The following is a 17236-nucleotide window of genomic DNA, read 5'->3' on the forward strand; positions in this document are numbered from 1 at the left end:
AGTGTAGAGTATGCTTTCCTCTACACTTTTAAAGTGAAACACATTGTGCAAAATGCATTGACACATCCATCATAATTATATGCCCATTTCATATATTTTTAAAGACTTTTATTACAAAAAAAGTTCTTTTTGTAATAAAAGTCAAAAAAATGTTACAATCAAAACTTCTTCATATCATATTTCTTTAAATCAAAATTTCACTTATTTTTTTACAAATTTCTATGCTGGTACAATTGATTTTGTGCCTTTCTTAACAATTCTTCAAACGTTTTTCCTTCTATAGGATAACTAGCAGCCCCAAATAATAGAGTCATACTTAACAAACCATTTTCTATTTCACTTTCAATATTTTTCATTAATCGGTTTGTTATTGTCGATTTTTCATGTCCGTTATCAATCGCCACAATCACATACTTATTTTCATCCCACTTCGTAACGACATCGCCTTTACGAATTGTCTTTACAATCGTGCTCTCCAATTTTTGTACTAACACCTCCATTTTTTTTTCTTGCACTGTTTCTTTTAGTCCTTTCCATTCTTTCACAGAAAGAATGTACACTGTAATATTATGAGAATCTCGTTCTGATAAAGCAGCTACTTTCTCAAAAAAATCAACTACAAAATCATTACTTGCCATTCCTCCTACTTCCGTATCCATACGCCCACTCGCTCTTTTATCATACCAATGTCCAAAATAATAGCTGAGTATCATTTGCAATATATAAATAATAAAGACGGTATAAAATGATCGCGAATCCAGTTTTGTAATTACATCCTGAAGCGCAATCCATTCTGTAACTGCCACTGTATTCCCAAGTAATAATCCACTAATTTTCCCTTTATGTTTCATACTTCACCTCCCTTCTATACCAATATATGTTTCTATAACAATTATGTTTTTCTACAAAATAAAAAATGTACATATTGAGTGTACATTTCCGCTTAAACTTGTCTACCTTTTCTACTTCATTTCATATATATACTATATATCGTTTTTAGAAAGGAGTGACCTATATGCTACAAAAAGAAAATCTATCAGATATTATACGTTTACTAGCGGGCTTTCTATTATCCTTAAAATTACTATTCAATTCTTTCGGAATAAACTTTATTACAAACGATCAAATCGATGCTATTGTTAATGTTGCTTCATTTTTATTTATTCTATACTTTGGCTTCAAAAATAACTATGTAGGGAAAAAAGGAATAGAACAAAAGAAAGTACTCAAAAAGCATAACCTTCACTAAAAAAGGAACCTTCCATACAGGTTCCTTTTTATCATTGCCGCACTACAACTTCATTTGTTTGCAGTGGACCATATGATACTCCGTTATATTGAAATGTATATGTAGCCTGAAATAGTGTGTTTTTGAGTTCTTTATCTTTATTTGCTTTTATTTTACAAATTAATTCTACCTTCTCATTTGGTAATAAATTATCGATTCTCCACCTTACAAGCTGGAACAGAAACTCGCTCATCCCCTTATCAACCTTTAATGAATTAGGGATATATGCAAAATAATCTCGAATCATATGGCTTACTACAACTCGTGAAATCATTTCCATTCCTTTATTTTCAACTTCAATTCGAATAATAAGTATGTCGTTTACATCATAGGTCAGTTCATATGAAAATTTTTCTTTATACATACTACGGATTTGTAATGTAACTGCTACATTGGGACATTCGTTTTCCTTTTTTGATCCATCAATCCATAATACCGGTTGTAGCGGTATTGAACGCCTTCCTTGATCCGAAATTCGTTTCCATATTTTCATAATAATATTCACCCCATTTCAGATGCATCATTCATACGACCTTATTCTGCCTCTCTGCACAATACAAACGATATATAGTTATTACTCTTCCTTTTATCCTATTCGACAATATAAAGAAAAAACCATTTTTCCTCTGTTAACTGAAGGTATTCTTGCTGAAATATTTTTTTACAATTTCCTTCATTGACTTTATACCAATATTAAGTATTACTCACTCTTTCGCAGTCCATACAACAGAATATTTTGACGAATGAAAATATTTGCCTTTTAGTCAAATTTGACTATAATATTCTTTATGGCTTGTGCACTTGTGTAAATTGATTTGAAAGAACTGTCCTTTACATTTTTATGCGCTGCACTCAAAACTTAATATAGTTTACTTATTTTTAAAGGAGGGTTATATTTGAAATCTCAATTATCAAAAAAAGACTCCAACAAGACAAAATTTGTTGTTGCTGGTTTACTACTTGGTATTTTAATGGCGGCAATGGATAATACAATTGTTGCAACAGCAATGGCAACGATCGTTGGAGACTTAGGAGGATTTGACAAGTTCGTTTGGGTCACATCTGCATATATGGTAGCAACAATGGCAGGTATGCCTATATTCGGAAAACTTTCTGATATGTACGGACGGAAACGTTTTTATATCGGTGGCCTCATTCTTTTCTTATTCGGTTCTGCACTTTGCGGAACAGCATCTAGTATCGAACAGTTAAGTATTTATAGAGCAATTCAAGGGATTGGTGGGGGCGCTCTTATGCCTATTGCCTTCACAATTATGTACGATATATTCCCACCAGAAAAACGCGGAAAAATGACAGGACTATTCGGTGCCGTTTTCGGGACATCTAGTGTGTTCGGTCCTTTATTAGGCGCTTATATTACAGACTATATAAGTTGGCACTGGGTCTTCTATATTAATATTCCATTAGGGCTTATCTCCTTCTTCTTCATTACTAAATACTACAGTGAATCTCTAGAATTTAGAAAACAAAAAATTGATTGGGCTGGCGCTATTACACTTGTTATTAGTATCGTTTGCTTAATGTTCGCCTTAGAACTTGGTGGTAAAGAATATGCATGGAATTCCACTGTAATTATCGGTTTATTTACAACAGTTGTTATTATGCTTATTATTTTCTTCTTCGTAGAACGAAAAGCAACGGAGCCTATCATTTCTTTCCATCTCTTTAAAAAACCTTTATTCGCAGCTAGCCAAGGCGTTGCCTTTTTCTATGGTGCCGCTTTTATTATCTGTACAGTTTATATTCCAATCTTCGTTCAAGGTGTTCTCGGCGGTTCAGCCTCTAATGCTGGATTAATTTTAACACCTATGATGGTTGGCTCTGTAATTGGAAGTCAAACAGGTGGACAGTTAGCTTCACGAACAAGTTATCGTAACATCATGATCGTATCTGGCGTTTTCTTTGTAATTGGTATTTATTTATTAAGCACTTTAACGATGGATACACCTCGTCTACTTGTAACACTATTTATGGTTCTCACTGGACTTGGGGTTGGTTTCTCGTTCTCAGTTTTAAGTATGTCTTCTATTCACAAGTTAGAAATGCGAGACCGTGGTTCTGCTACATCAACAAACTCATTCTTCCGTTCACTCGGTATGACTCTTGGTGTAACAATTTTCGGTACCATTCAAAATCATATTTTTACTAATAAATTAAGTACGGTGTTCCCTCCTGAACTAGCTAAATTAGCTCCAAAGGGCGGAGACACAAGTTTCTTATTATCACAAGGTGCTACCGAGAAGATGCCACCTGAAATATTAACTGGTATTAAAGAGGCTCTCGCTACATCTATTGCCAGCACATTCTTCTGGGCACTTATCCCGGCTGTGCTAAGTATTATTTGTATTTTACTTATGGGAAATGAACGACTATTTACAGGTCCAAAAACGAAACAAAGACAAAAGCAAGTAAGTTAGTATAGAAAAAAGAAACGGCATACCCTTTATGAAAAAGGGTATGCCGTTTATAATATATAAAGTAAATCTTTAATCAGTAAGGAACCATTCCCACTGGTTATTATCCCTCACCAATCGGGATAAAGTTTCTATATACAGGAGTTGAGACAACAGAATGAGCATGAAATTAGTCATTCTCGGTTTGCTACTCGAAGGGGATAAACATCCATATGAAGTGCAACACATTATGAAAGAAAGACAAATGGATTGTTATATTAAATATGCAAAAGGTTCACTTTACTACGCCTTCGAGCAATTAGAAAAGCAAGGTGCAATTTGTATTACCACGATTGTTCGAGATACGAATAGACCAGATAAAACAATCTTTCATATAACAGAAGAAGGTAAACAATTATTTCACAAATTACTATTAAAACAATTCGAGGCAAAAAATCAAATATATAAACCGATTTATTCGGCACTCTCTTTCGCTCATTTTGGTGATGACCAAGAGTTAGTTCCTATTTTAGAAAAGAAGAAAAATGATACCATTCAATATTTACATAATATGCAAACTATTTATGATTGTAGCAAAGGCAAAATCCCACGTGCACAACTATATATTTTACAAAGCGTTATTGAACATATTACAGTTGAATTACAATGGTTAAACACCCTTCTTACAGATGCTGTTGCCGGGCGACTTTCAGAAATTGATATAGATACGGATACGGATTAAACTTTTAAAATAGAAACTGTAAAATGACAATATAGTTATTTTATTTCAAAGTCTAAAACAAGTATAACCCCATTCTAATTTAGGTTGGGGTTATGCTTGTTTAATTTTCTATATAAGATAAACCAATTATTTAATAACATAACTGGCATCTTATGTATGTATGTATGTATGTATAGGTACCCATTTCTTTATAAATTTAATCGCACTTTATTTCAATTCTCCTCATGTTTCTTCACCCTAAAAAATCAGAAAAATACAAATAATTAAAATAAAAAACTTTAGAATTTTCTTATTTCAAAACAGTAGACAAAATTCCAAAAATTGTGTTAGAATTTGTTTCAATATCATATCGCTTGTTAAATTCCTTTCAAAAGGAAAATGGGTACACGAACAGTTTGTTTCGTGTTTAAAAGGGAAGCTTGGTGAAACTCCAACACGGTCCCGCCACTGTAAATGCTGAGATTTCTTTTTAATGCCACTGTGAAAACGGGAAGGTGAAAGAAATCATATGAAGCATAAGTCAGGAGACCTGCCTGTTTTAACAACACTGATAGATTCACGGATGATGATGAGGTGTTAAAACAAAAAGGAAGGCTTATTTTCTATGCCTTTATACTTTTTGTTATAGGTATTTCCTAGTAAACGGAAATGCTTACTTTCAATTAGGGAGGAATTTGAAATGGCTATTCAAACAAGTAACTTAGGTTATCCACGTATCGGACTACAACGAGAGTGGAAAAAAACATTGGAAGCTTTTTGGTCCAATAAAATCGATGAAGAACAATTTTTAACAACAATGAAAGAGATTCGCCTTCAACACGTTAAAGCACAGCAAGAAAAAGGGATTGAACTTATTCCAATTGGCGACTTTACATATTATGATCACGTTTTGGATACTGCTTATATGCTAGGATTTATCCCATCACGTTTTTCTCAGTTTACATCTTACCTTGATGTATATTTCGCAATGGCGCGTGGCTCTAAAGATCACGTAGCTTCCGAAATGACAAAATGGTTTAACACAAACTATCATTATATCGTTCCTGAATATGAAGAGGGATTACAAATCTCTTTAAAAGATAATCGTCCACTTCGCTTATACGAAGAGGCAAAACAAGAATTAGGAGTAGATGGAAAACCTGTTATTTTAGGACCATATACTTTCTTGAAATTAGCTAAAGGCTATACACAAGAGCAATTTGCTACTATTTTAAAACAGTTAGTTGCACCTTACGTACAACTGCTTTCAGAACTACATGCAGCTGGTGCACAAATCATTCAAGTTGATGAACCGATTTTCGCTTCTTTAACGAAAGAAGAAGTTCAACAAGCAAAAGAAATTTATGAAGCTATTCGTAAAGAAGTTCCAAATGCGAATCTTCTTTTACAAACATATTTTGATAGTGTAGAAGAAAACTATGAAGAAATCATTACATTCCCAGTATCAAGTATTGGATTAGATTTCATTCATGGTAAAGAAGGTAATCTACATGCTATTTCAAAATATGGATTCCCAGCTGATAAAACTTTAGCTGTTGGTTGTATAGATGGCCGTAACATTTGGAGAGCCGATCTTGATGAAGTTCTTACGTTATTTACAACGTTACAAAAACAAGTCCAAACGAAAGATTTCATCGTTCAGCCTTCTTGTAGCTTATTGCATACGCCAATCGATAAAACAGAAGAAACTCACTTATCGACTGAGCTATTTGATGCGTTGGCATTTGCAAATCAAAAATTAGAAGAGTTAGTTCTTATTCATTCCGCTCTAACTCAAGGTACAGAAAGTATTCGTAATGAGCTGGAAACATATCGAAACGTACATCATACAATTCGTTCATCTGCTGCACGTAACCGAGAAGATGTCAAAGCAGCACGAACAGCACTAAAAGAAGAAGATTTTTCACGTCCTCTTCCATTTGAAAAACGATATGAATTACAACAAATTGCCCTGAAGTTACCGTTGTTACCAACAACGACTATCGGTAGCTTCCCGCAAACAACTGAAGTTCGCCAAACGCGAAAAGAATGGCGTAACGGTGTTATTTCAAATGAACAATATGAACAATTTATTGAAAAAGAGACAGAAAAATGGATTCGTTACCAAGAAGAAATCGGTCTCGATGTTCTTGTGCATGGTGAATTTGAAAGAACTGACATGGTTGAATATTTTGGTGAGCGCCTTGCTGGTTTCTCATTCACTAAAAACGGTTGGGTACAATCATACGGTTCCCGCTGCGTAAAACCACCTGTTATTTATGGTGATGTAGCCTTTATTAACGGAATGACTATTAAGGAAACTGTTTATGCACAAAGCTTAACAGAGAAAGTTGTAAAAGGAATGTTAACTGGACCTGTTACGATTTTAAATTGGTCCTTCGTTCGAAATGACATTCCAAGAAAAGAAGTTTCATATCAAATTGCATTAGCTCTTCGTCATGAAATTGAACTACTTGAATCTTCTGGAATTCGAGTAATTCAAGTCGATGAACCAGCACTTCGTGAAGGTATGCCACTAAAAGAAAAAGATTGGGACGCTTATATTACATGGGCAGTACAATCCTTCCTTTTAGCAACTTCTTCTGTAGCAAATGAAACACAAATTCATACTCATATGTGTTACAGTAACTTCGAAGATATCGTTGATGCGATTCGCGCATTAGATGCAGATGTGATTTCTATCGAAACATCAAGAAGTCACGGTGAATTTATTGATACATTAAAACATACAACATATGAAAAAGGCATCGGTCTAGGCGTATATGATATTCATAGCCCACGTGTACCAAGTAAAGATGAAATGTATAAAATCGTAGAACAATCTTTAAAAGTATGCGATCCTAAATATTTCTGGATTAATCCTGATTGTGGTTTAAAAACGAGAAGAACAGAAGAAGTTATTCCAGCTTTAGAGCACATGGTGCAAGCGGCAAAAGACGCTCGTTCCTTGCTAAAAACAAACGCATAATAAAAGTGGGGTATCCTTTTTGAGGATACCCCACTTTTTTATTCTTTACTTTCAAAAAAGAATTCATATTGTATTTTATATAATTCATCATCCGTTGGTTCTTCAAGAGGTGTTGCTTGTAATACAACCGTATACTCACCATTTGGAATAGGAATTTGAAATTTATTTGAAAGAATACTTGTTACAACGATACATTCATTTTCAACTGTAAAAGGAACTGTAACCGTTCTAATTACTTCTTCTTTCTCAATATGTTTCCCTGGGGTCACTTTTACTTCACAAGTATAATCAGAAAGTGCTTCAAAAATAACAGTTCCATCCGCCTTCGCATAACCTCTTTCAAAATCTTCATCCGTCCAATCAACGTAAGGCTGATCACCGTCATAGTTCATCAACATTAATTGCGAATACGAAATTGTTAACTCCATCGTTCCCTTCTCCTTCATTATGAAATATGCAACTACTACTACTTTACGTCAAATTTCACACGCGTACCATCTGGGTATTTATCTAACTTATTTCCTACCCAAGAGCCTGCTCCGCGGTTATCGGCTGGACTTATATATTCAATATGTGCTCCTTTTCCGCCTTCTTTACACATCGCCATTGGCCATTCATCACGATCATACCCTTTTTTTGATGGGTATGGAGCTAACGATAATTTTCTTCTATCCGCAGCGCCACCACGGTCGATTGTACACACTTCTGAATGTCCTTCTTTTATAGCATCCGTAATATGTTTCCCTGTCTCTGGATATCGATCTTTCGGAAATTCTAGAACTTGATCATACGCATTTGTTTTTTTAATACTTGTTTCCTCTGGAACAAGCACTTCATACACCGCTACTACAATAGAAAGAATTGCAATAATTGAAATGATAATACCCTTTAATTGCTTCATGTATACCTCCATGATTCTACCAGTTTCTTTTCCTCAGTTATTATAACAAACTTCTCCTGTCTATGTTTTCAGACATTATTTCAGCTCTTCTTCGCCATTCCGCCAAAAACTCTCATTTTTCTTCATCTTTTCACTAATGCTGTAGAAAACTAATAACCTTCCGACATTCTTTTTCAAAGGAAGTCCTCATAAAAGATTGAAATGATATATACGATACTTTTTGGGGAGGAAATATTATGGAAGCTACCTATAAAACGAAAGATGTGACGAATAAAACAGGCATCCCAAAACATATAGTCCGCAAATATAGTCAACTGTTAGAGGAACATGGTTATATAATTTCCAAAACAGCTGATGCTCGTATTTATAAACTTGATGATTTAAAACTATTGAAATCTATACATGAAAGAGCTGCTACATTGCAGGAAGATATTTCAGAAACGATACCAATTATTTTAAAAGAAAAAGAGGCCCCACCTGTACCAGTTATACAAAATACGCAAGAAATACAACCGAAAGAAAAAGAAGATGGGCGTAACTTCGAGGAGTTCATGTTAAAACTTGAAATGCTCGCTCAACTAAATGAAGCCATTATTCATCAAAATTCTACCCTTATTACCCAAAATCGTTTAAAAGATGAAAAGCTAGATGAGTTGATGCAACAAGTTTATGTAAAAGAAGGATCTCAGGAAAAAATGCTACAAGAGTTAGTGGATCATGCCGCTCAAACAGATGCTCTGCAAAAAGAAAAGATGGACTTATTAATGAATCATATGTATAAACGAGAATCTAAACAAGAAGAAAAAATGAATAAACTCGTAAATCAAATTTATAATAAAGATAGCAACCGTGATGCACAACTTATGCAAGTAATTCGCGAAATTCAAGAAACAAAAAGATTAGTCGCCGCCTCAAAAGAACAAAGCTTTTTCCAATCATTTAGAAGTTTATTTAGCCGAACAAAACAAGAAAAAACAACTGAATAGCATAATATATTTTTTCTAATATAAAATAAAAAGTTACCTTCTATCGGTAACTTTTATTCCTTATTTCTTACAGCTGGCAATATAATAATCGCTTCAGTTCCTTTCCCACTTTCGCTTTTATATTCCAGCGTACCATTATGCGCTTGTAAAATACTAAATGTTACCATTAGTCCTAATCCTGTCCCTTTTTCTTTTAAAGAATAATACGGTTGTCCGAGCCTTGCTAATTGTTCTTTCGTCATCCCAACACCACTATCTTTAACTCTTATTACAATCGTTTCATCTTTTTGCATAGCTGTTACTTTTAAATATCCTTTATTTCCTTGAATTGCTTCAATACCATTTTTAACAACATTCATAATAGCTTGCTTCAATTTCGTTTTATCACCGATCGTATAAAGACTTTCAGAAATCTCAACTTGCAAATATACACCTTGCATCGCTGCAAATGATGACATAAGAGTTGTCATTTCTATTAATTGAGCGGATAAGCAAATATGTTCTTTTTTCTCAATTTGTGGTCTTGCTAAATTTAAATAATCTGAAATAATTTGTTCTGCCCGGTCCAATTCAGCTAATACGAGACGCATATAATCCTTGTTCTTCACATCTTCCGTACTTTCTAGCAATTGAATAAAACCACGAACAACAGTGAGCGGATTTCGAACCTCATGTGCAACACTTGCTGCTAACTCACTTACAATATTAAGTTTCTCTGACTTTTGCATCTCTGTACGTAGTATTGCATTTTCATTTAAATATTCTGTTAAGTACACCTGAAATACCATTGTCATAACCATAATAAGCGAAGCAAATATATATCCGCTATATAAGTGCGAAACATATGGTGTAAACCCCGTTTCTAACAGAACGTTAATCATACCAATCACTAAAGAAACAAGTACGTACAATGATGAAATCATAAATGCTAAAATTAGCTTCTTATCCCTTGAAAATAGAGACCATTTCTTTGATAAAAATAATGGAACTATCAATAGAAATATTACTTCTATGACTGGAAGAAGGTTTATGCCCTTTAGCGCCCATTCATAGACAACAAAAATAACGGCCGGGATTAAACCAACAATCCCACCATATAAAAAACCACTAACAATTGGGATTGGGTGAAAGTTATACCCGCAAACGTCCCCAAAACAAATAGAATATGTCATAGAGAGAACGAGTGTAATGCTAGATAAAAACATAATAAAGTAGCGGTTCGGCTTCGGAGGCATTTCTTGATAACGATTTAAACGAATCGCTTCGTATAAAAATAGTGGCAAAATAATGATGGCAATTTGGATCATTAAATCACGGATAAGCTCCATAGCCTCTCATCCCCTATATGTATTTTGATATGATTATATCATTTTACAGGTTTGTTTGTTTTAAAATTTTGATTTTTCTTAACATATTTGTTAATTCTTTGTTAACAACACATAATAATTGTTACAGATTTTCGAAATGAATGTAAACCCTGTACCAAATTTCTGCCCGGCAGTATACAATGAATACGGATTACAAAGAAAATAAAAAATACTTCATAAGACGGACAACTATAGCAAAATACAGCATATAATCCATACTATCTATGTTTACAAATAAGTGATCATTATTTTAGTAGGAGGAAGATAAATATGGCGGGTACTACGCTTGTTTTAAAAGAAGAAAATTTGGTCGTTCTAGAAAATGTTGAAAAATCAGTGTATGAAGAGTTACAGCATAAAACAGGAGAAGAAAATTGCACATGCGCTGTGAATGAATCAGTTGTTCACCTTGGCAAAGTATCCTCTGTACTTTGGAATGAAGATGAAATAGATTGGGAATACGGATATTAAAAAGTCGCTTACAGCGGCTTTTTTTCTATTATTCCTCTCTTTCTACATACCATATACGCAAGCGAAATGATAGAAAATATGTTAAAATGAACTTAATTTTCAAACGGAAGAAAGGGAGATACAATGGAACAATTCATTAACCCTAGAGTAAAGGACATCCAAATTTCTGGAATCCGTCAATTCTCTAACATGATTCAAAACTATGATAATCTTATCTCTTTAACAATTGGACAACCTGATTTTCCTACACCTTCTCTCGTAAAAGAAGCGGCAAAACGGGCTATTACAGAAAATTATACAAGCTATACACATAACGCTGGTTTACTAGAGTTACGCAAGGCAGCTTGTAACTTTGTAAAAGATAACTATGATTTACATTATTCACCTGAAAACGAAACCATCGTTACAATCGGTGCTAGTGAAGCAATTGATGTTGCATTTCGAACGATTTTAGAGCCAGGAACAGAAGTCATTTTACCTGCCCCTATTTATCCAGGGTACGAACCGATTATTCGATTATGCGGCGCAACACCTATTTTTATCGATGTTCGTGAAACTGGCTTCCGTTTAACAGCCGAAGCACTGGAAAAGGCCATTACAGAAAAAACAAGATGCGTCGTACTGCCGTATCCTTCTAATCCAACTGGTGTAACTTTATCAAAAGAAGAACTACAGGATATTGTAAATGTTTTAAAAGATAAAAATATTTTCGTTCTTTCTGATGAAATTTATAGCGAACTTGTATATGAACAGACACATACATCGATCGCTCATTTCCCGGAAATGCGTGAAAAGACTATCGTCATTAACGGTTTATCAAAATCACATTCTATGACCGGCTGGCGTATCGGTCTATTATTCGCACCAAGATATTTAGCTGGGCATATATTAAAAGTTCATCAATACAACGTAACGTGCGCTACTTCAATCGCTCAATATGCTGCAATTGAAGCTTTAACAGCTGCTAAAGATGCACCAAAAATGATGCGTCATCAATACAAAAAACGACGTGATTACGTATATAATAGACTCATTCAAATGGGCTTAACAGTTGAAAAGCCAACAGGTGCATTTTACTTATTCCCATATGTTGGCCATTTAACATCTTCATCATTTGATTTTGCACTTGATCTTGTCAAAGAAGCTGGACTTGCCGTCGTTCCTGGAACAGCATTCTCTGAATATGGTGAAGGCTACCTTCGCTTATCCTATGCATATAGTATTGAAACTTTAAAAGAAGGCTGTGACCGTTTAGAAGCCTTTCTACAACAAAAAAGCTAAGAGTTAAACTCTTAGCTTTTTTTATGCATAATGATCGCAAGTTTGACGCTTCAGTAATTTATGCGGAATAATGATACACTTTGCAGTAGACTCCGCATTCTCTACTTTATCAACTAAAGCTTTTGCTGCCTCATATCCTAGCTGATATATATTCACGTCAACTGTTGAAAGCGGAGGACTCGCAATTTCTGATAATAAAGCATTATTAAAGCTTACAATTGAAACATCCTTCGGTACAACGAATCCTTTTTTAGAAAGTGCACTTAGCACACCAAGTCCAATCAAGTCATCTGTTGCCATAATTGCTGTCGGTGGTTGCTTTAGCCCCATTAATTCCTCCACGGCTTGTTGACCACTTTCTCTTGAAAAATCAAAATGTAAAATATACTCTTTCGGCAATACAATGTCTGCTAATTTTAAAGCATCACTCATACCAGCCAAACGATCTCTCGTCACAAGTAAATCTGATCCACCGCCGATGAACGCGATTTGTTTATGACCTAATGAAATCAAATATTCTGCCACTTCTCTTGCAGCTGTATAATTGTCATTATCTACATATGTAATTTCTTCTTTACGATCATATGGTTTCCCGATTAATACGAACGGGAAATTTTGTTTATGTAAATATTGAATAATCCGATCATTCTCTCTTGAATATAAAAGAATAATGCCACCAATTTGGCGCCCTTGCACCATCTTTACAACACCATTAAAAATTTCATCTTCCGTTTCACCTGTCGACATATAAAGCGCATACCCTTCCACATGTGCAAACGAACTAATCCCTCTTATAACTTCTGGGAAAAACGGATTTTGAAAAGCTTTACTTGCAGAACTTGGCATAACAAGGCCAAGTGTTTTTGTTGTTTGGTTAGCTAGGTTTCTTGCGTTTAAATTAGGATGATACCCTAGTTCACTCATTACTTTCCGAACACGACGCTTTGTTTTTTCACTTATACTTGGATTATCAGCAATTACACGAGAAACGGTAGATGGTGCTACATTCGCCTTCTTCGCCACATCTTTAATTGTAACTGTCATAAAAATCCCCCTCCTTTCACTTCTCTGCCATTTTATATATTTTCATCTTGCACCCGTTGCAAGTAATAGGGGAAGTCATAAACTTTCATTGATTCTATCTTGTAAAACCTATCATATTCTCCCTCTCCATGTATTGTAAGGGATAGAGCTCTTTTTTCCTATACTATAATATACTATTTATTTCACTTCTTTTCATATGGGATGTCAAATCTCTTTTCATCTCCCTATAAAATGTTTTATAGGAAGATGAAAAGAAAAATGGGACATAATGTCCCATTTTTCATCCTTTCGTACCTCCAGCAGTTAAACCAGAGATAAAGTATTTTTGTAGTGATAGGAATAAAATTGAAATTGGGATTGCAATCAATACGGAACCCGCTGCGAACGTTGTAAATTCATTCCCAAATTTCTTCGCCACCATTTCATATAATCCAACTGCTAACGTATAATTTTCTGGTGTGCGCAAAATAATACTCGCTAAAATAAAATCTGTAAATGGGCCGATGAAAGTAAATAACGCTACAACCGCTACGATTGGCTTTGCAAGTGGCATAATGATTTGCCAAAAAATACGAAAATGTCCTGCTCCATCCATACGAGCTGACTCATCCAATTCTTTCGGGATCGTATCAAAATACCCTTTCATAAGCCATGTATTCATTGGAATTGCCCCGCCTACATAAATTAAAATTAATGCAAGGTGCGTATCAATTAATCCTGTTAACTGTGCTAATACGTATAAAGCGATTAACGCTGCAAAGTTTGGAATCATTTGCAAAATTAAAAATGTTAATAAACCATTTTTTCTTCCAACAAAACGGTATCTCGAAAATGCATAAGCAGTAAAACTAATTGCTAACACTGAAAAAATCATCGTTAAAACACTTACTTTTAATGTGTTTTTATACCATAGTAAATAATTACTATTCTCTAAATCTAATAACTTACGATAATGATCTAGCGTTGCATTTTGCGGAATAATACTTGATCCAGATAAACTATCACCCGGATTAAACGATGAGCCAATAATCCATAATAATGGATAGAAAATGATGGCACACATTACGAAAATAACGAGATAACTTAATGAGAGACGTAACATCTTTTGTCTTTTAATATTCATTTACATCATATCCTCTTCTTGGAATGATTTTGTTCTCTTAAATTGCCATAACGCAACTGTAATAACGATTAACGATAAGATCATTGTAAGAGCTGCTGCTTTTCCGTACTGCGCGGAAGTCATCGTTAACTTATAAATCCATGAAATTAAAATATCTGTTCCACCTGCGTCTTGTCCAGCTACAGCAGGACCTCCGCCGTTAAATAAATAGATGATACTAAAGTTATTAAAGTTAAACGTATATTGCGTAATTAATATTGGTGCTGTTGCATATAGAACAAGTGGCAATGTAATTTTACGAAACTGTTGCCAAGCTGTAGCTCCATCTACTGTAGCCGCTTCGTATAATTCTCCTGGAATCGATTGCAGTATACCTGTTGTCATTGCAAAGACGAACGGGAATCCAAGCCACGTTTGAATCATAATTAAAGCAATCTTCGCCCAAAATGGATCTGTCATCCAAGCAATCTTTTCAATTCCGAATAAAGCTAATACTTGATTGTTAATCGCTCCAAATGTTTCATTAAACATACCAGAGAAAACAAGAATAGATACGAATGCTGGGACCGCCCACGGTAAAATGAAGATTGTTCGAATAATCGCCTTCCCTTTAATACCAGGCTGATTTACGATAATCGCTAAGAAAATACCAAGCGCAACTTGTAATGTCGTTGCAACGAATGTCCAGATGACAGTCCAAGAAAATACACTTAAAAACGTTTCTCTCCACATCGGTAATGTAAAGATATCAATAAAGTTTTTAAACCCTACCCAATCTACTAATTTAGCTGGAGGAGAATGATATAAATCATAGTTCGTAAATCCAATTAAAATTACGAAAATGATTGGAAATACAACGACAAAGATAAGTAATAAAAACCCTGGTGAAACCATTAAATACGGAAAACCTTGGTCTAGTAAATTACGGTATTGCTCTTTTACAGAGTTTAACGGTGTTCCTATATCCCGTTTCTTTCCGTTTTGGTATGCATCATATAAATTAAATGCATATATTCCGAGTCCAAACACGATGACAATGAGTGCCAAGATTCCTTCTACTAATAGAAAGACAGAATGATCACGTGGAACTTCTGTACCAAGCGTTACAATTCCCCATAATCCCATATTTAATAAATCAGCAAAGGCTACAATAAATGAACCTGTTAATACTAGAAAAATAAGACCTTTTACAAATTGTTTATTATACATTTGGCCCACGCCTGGAATGATTGATAACATGGTTGCCATTTTCCTATGTTTTGAACCGTTTAAGCCGTTTGCTGGTTCCATAGATGTTTGCATGTTCCTTCCCCCTTTTTTCTTGGGAGAGAATTCGTGCCCCTCATATTAGAGGCACGAATTTCACCTTATTTTTTCTTACTATGATTTGCCTCAATATTACCTTTAATTTGCTTCACTGCATTATCAAGTGCTGCTTTTGGTGCCTCTTTATCCGTAACAACTAATTGAAGCGCATCTCCAGCTGGTTTCCATACTTCTTGCATTTCTGGAATGTTTGGCATTGGAATTCCATTTTCAGATTGTGTTGCAACTGCTTTTGCAGCTTCGTTATCTTTAATAATTGAATCTTCCATTACTGCTTTTACTGGAGGAATTTCTTTCGTCTTCTCAAATCGAATTTTTGCGTTTTCTTCATTCGTTACCCATTCAGTGAACTTTGTAGCTAAATCATTTTGTTTAGAGAAACTTGTTACATGCCATCCTTTAACCCCAACAAACGTTTTCATTGGTTGACCATTTGGTAATTTCGGCATTGGAGCAACGCCATAATCAATTCCGTTCTTTTCCATTGCTTGGAACGCCCAAGGGCCGTTCATGATAGATGCTGCTTTTCCTTCATTAAATAGCCCATCAGCAGCAGGTCCACCAGATTCACCGATAATACCTTTCGGGAATAACTTTTCTTTGTACCATTTTTGAAGATACTCAGCACCTTGTACTGCTCCGCTATTATTTAATCCAACATCACTTGCATTTGGCTTTCCATCTTTTTCACCAAACACATAACCACCCATACCTGCCATGAATGCATTAGCAAAGTAGAAGTTATCTCCTAATGCTAAAAATCCGTACTTGCCATCTTTCGTAAATTCTTTTGAGAAGTTAAACAGCTCGTCCATCGTTTCTGGCGCTTTTGGCATTAGTTTTTTATTGTAAATAAAGACTGGTGTCTCAATTGCTTTTGGTAAACCATATAATTTTCCGTTATATGTCTGTGCTTCTATTGATGAATCAGTAAATTTACTCTTTACAGCATCATCAGCTTTCACTTCAGAAAGTAAACCTTCTGTTACTGCATTTCCGATTTGATCATGTGGCAATGTTACAACATCTGGTCCCGTCCCCGCTGGTCCATCAAGGCGTAACTTCTTCACTTGATCTGTCATTTGCATTTCAACAACTTTTACTTTTACTTTATATTTTTCCTCAAAGCTTTTCACTGCTGGTTCTAAACCAACACCTTTTTTATCATCTTCCCAAACGAGTAGATCGTAATCTTTCTTTGCTTTACTTTCTTCTTTTTTCCCTGAATCTTTCGGTCCACATGCAGATAACATACCAATTGATAATGCTGAAACCGTTAATAATGATAATGCTTTCTTCATCCCAAAAACCTCCCTGAATTGTAT

The 17236-nt window shown here is 34.8% G+C and carries 16 protein-coding genes and 1 riboswitch; of the genes, 7 read left to right on the plus strand and 9 right to left on the minus strand.

Annotated features, from left to right (window positions below):
• Positions 1-209: 209 nt before the first annotated feature.
• The gene (locus BGI23_RS19185; RefSeq protein WP_070806770.1) at positions 210-851 is read right to left on the minus strand and encodes a diguanylate cyclase domain-containing protein; all 642 of its coding nucleotides are present in this window, start codon (positions 849-851) and stop codon (positions 210-212) included.
• Between the two features lie 164 nt (positions 852-1015).
• On the opposite strand from BGI23_RS19185, the gene BGI23_RS19190 reads away from it, so the two are divergent.
• Entirely contained in the window at positions 1016-1249 is a 234-nt protein-coding gene (locus BGI23_RS19190) for an SPP1 phage holin family protein (RefSeq protein ID WP_000939450.1), read from the plus strand.
• A 31-nt stretch (positions 1250-1280) separates the two neighbouring features.
• Here the strand turns inward: BGI23_RS19190 and BGI23_RS19195 are convergent, their stop codons facing one another.
• Positions 1281-1781: a hypothetical protein gene (locus tag BGI23_RS19195; protein ID WP_070806771.1), complete on the minus strand. Its 501-nt coding sequence runs from the start codon at positions 1779-1781 to the stop codon at positions 1281-1283.
• Positions 1782-2184: 403 nt separating this feature from the next.
• On the opposite strand from BGI23_RS19195, the gene BGI23_RS19200 reads away from it, so the two are divergent.
• From BGI23_RS19200 to metE, 3 genes are all read left to right on the plus strand, one after another.
• Positions 2185-3726: an MDR family MFS transporter gene (locus tag BGI23_RS19200; RefSeq protein WP_000842024.1), complete on the plus strand. Its 1542-nt coding sequence runs from the start codon at positions 2185-2187 to the stop codon at positions 3724-3726.
• Positions 3727-3880: 154 nt separating this feature from the next.
• Entirely contained in the window at positions 3881-4444 is a 564-nt protein-coding gene (locus BGI23_RS19205; RefSeq protein WP_000062057.1) for a PadR family transcriptional regulator, read from the plus strand.
• Between the two features lie 363 nt (positions 4445-4807).
• Positions 4808-4995, plus strand: a riboswitch (cobalamin riboswitch).
• A gap of 128 nt (positions 4996-5123) precedes the next feature.
• Complete coding sequence (gene metE / locus BGI23_RS19210) at positions 5124-7412, plus strand: 5-methyltetrahydropteroyltriglutamate--homocysteine S-methyltransferase (RefSeq protein WP_070806772.1); 2289 nt, start codon at positions 5124-5126, stop codon at positions 7410-7412.
• Between the two features lie 38 nt (positions 7413-7450).
• On the opposite strand, the gene comJ is transcribed toward metE, so the two are convergent.
• Positions 7451-7840, minus strand: a complete 390-nt coding sequence (gene comJ, locus BGI23_RS19215) for a competence protein ComJ (protein ID WP_000424015.1) — start codon at positions 7838-7840, stop codon at positions 7451-7453.
• Between the two features lie 38 nt (positions 7841-7878).
• A complete protein-coding gene (nucA, locus tag BGI23_RS19220; RefSeq protein ID WP_000811499.1) occupies positions 7879-8313 on the minus strand; it encodes a DNA-entry nuclease in 435 nt (144 codons plus the stop codon).
• A 236-nt stretch (positions 8314-8549) separates the two neighbouring features.
• Between nucA and BGI23_RS19225 the strand changes: the two genes are divergently transcribed.
• Positions 8550-9299 carry a DUF3967 domain-containing protein gene (locus BGI23_RS19225; RefSeq protein ID WP_000388462.1) on the plus strand — a complete coding sequence of 250 codons (750 nt, stop codon included), beginning with the start codon at positions 8550-8552 and terminating at the stop codon, positions 9297-9299.
• A 53-nt stretch (positions 9300-9352) separates the two neighbouring features.
• On the opposite strand, the gene kinB is transcribed toward BGI23_RS19225, so the two are convergent.
• Positions 9353-10627, minus strand: a complete 1275-nt coding sequence (gene kinB / locus BGI23_RS19230; protein WP_000420387.1) for a sporulation sensor histidine kinase KinB — start codon at positions 10625-10627, stop codon at positions 9353-9355.
• A gap of 309 nt (positions 10628-10936) precedes the next feature.
• Here kinB and BGI23_RS19235 point away from each other — a divergent pair, with 309 nt between their 5' ends.
• Positions 10937-11137 carry a hypothetical protein gene (locus tag BGI23_RS19235; RefSeq protein WP_000929285.1) on the plus strand — a complete coding sequence of 67 codons (201 nt, stop codon included), beginning with the start codon at positions 10937-10939 and terminating at the stop codon, positions 11135-11137.
• A 123-nt stretch (positions 11138-11260) separates the two neighbouring features.
• A complete protein-coding gene (locus BGI23_RS19240) occupies positions 11261-12418 on the plus strand; it encodes an aminotransferase A (RefSeq protein WP_000434567.1) in 1158 nt (385 codons plus the stop codon).
• Positions 12419-12439: 21 nt separating this feature from the next.
• On the opposite strand, the gene malR is transcribed toward BGI23_RS19240, so the two are convergent.
• The 4 genes from malR to BGI23_RS19260 all read right to left on the minus strand — a co-directional run bounded on the left by malR (position 12440) and on the right by BGI23_RS19260 (position 17212).
• Entirely contained in the window at positions 12440-13462 is a 1023-nt protein-coding gene (malR, locus tag BGI23_RS19245; protein ID WP_000219043.1) for a maltose operon transcriptional repressor MalR, read from the minus strand.
• Positions 13463-13742: 280 nt separating this feature from the next.
• Entirely contained in the window at positions 13743-14585 is an 843-nt protein-coding gene (gene malD / locus BGI23_RS19250; protein ID WP_001022608.1) for a maltosaccharide ABC transporter permease MalD, read from the minus strand.
• A complete protein-coding gene (gene malC / locus BGI23_RS19255) occupies positions 14586-15887 on the minus strand; it encodes a maltosaccharide ABC transporter permease MalC (RefSeq protein ID WP_001194989.1) in 1302 nt (433 codons plus the stop codon).
• A gap of 65 nt (positions 15888-15952) precedes the next feature.
• Positions 15953-17212 (minus strand): extracellular solute-binding protein, encoded by a 1260-nt coding sequence (locus BGI23_RS19260; protein ID WP_070806773.1) that lies wholly within the window; start codon positions 17210-17212, stop codon positions 15953-15955.
• Positions 17213-17236: the final 24 nt, after the last annotated feature.

The sequence above is a fragment of the Bacillus sp. ABP14 genome (genome assembly GCF_001831375.1).
Taxonomy (GTDB): Bacteria; Bacillota; Bacilli; order Bacillales; family Bacillaceae_G; genus Bacillus_A; species Bacillus_A paranthracis.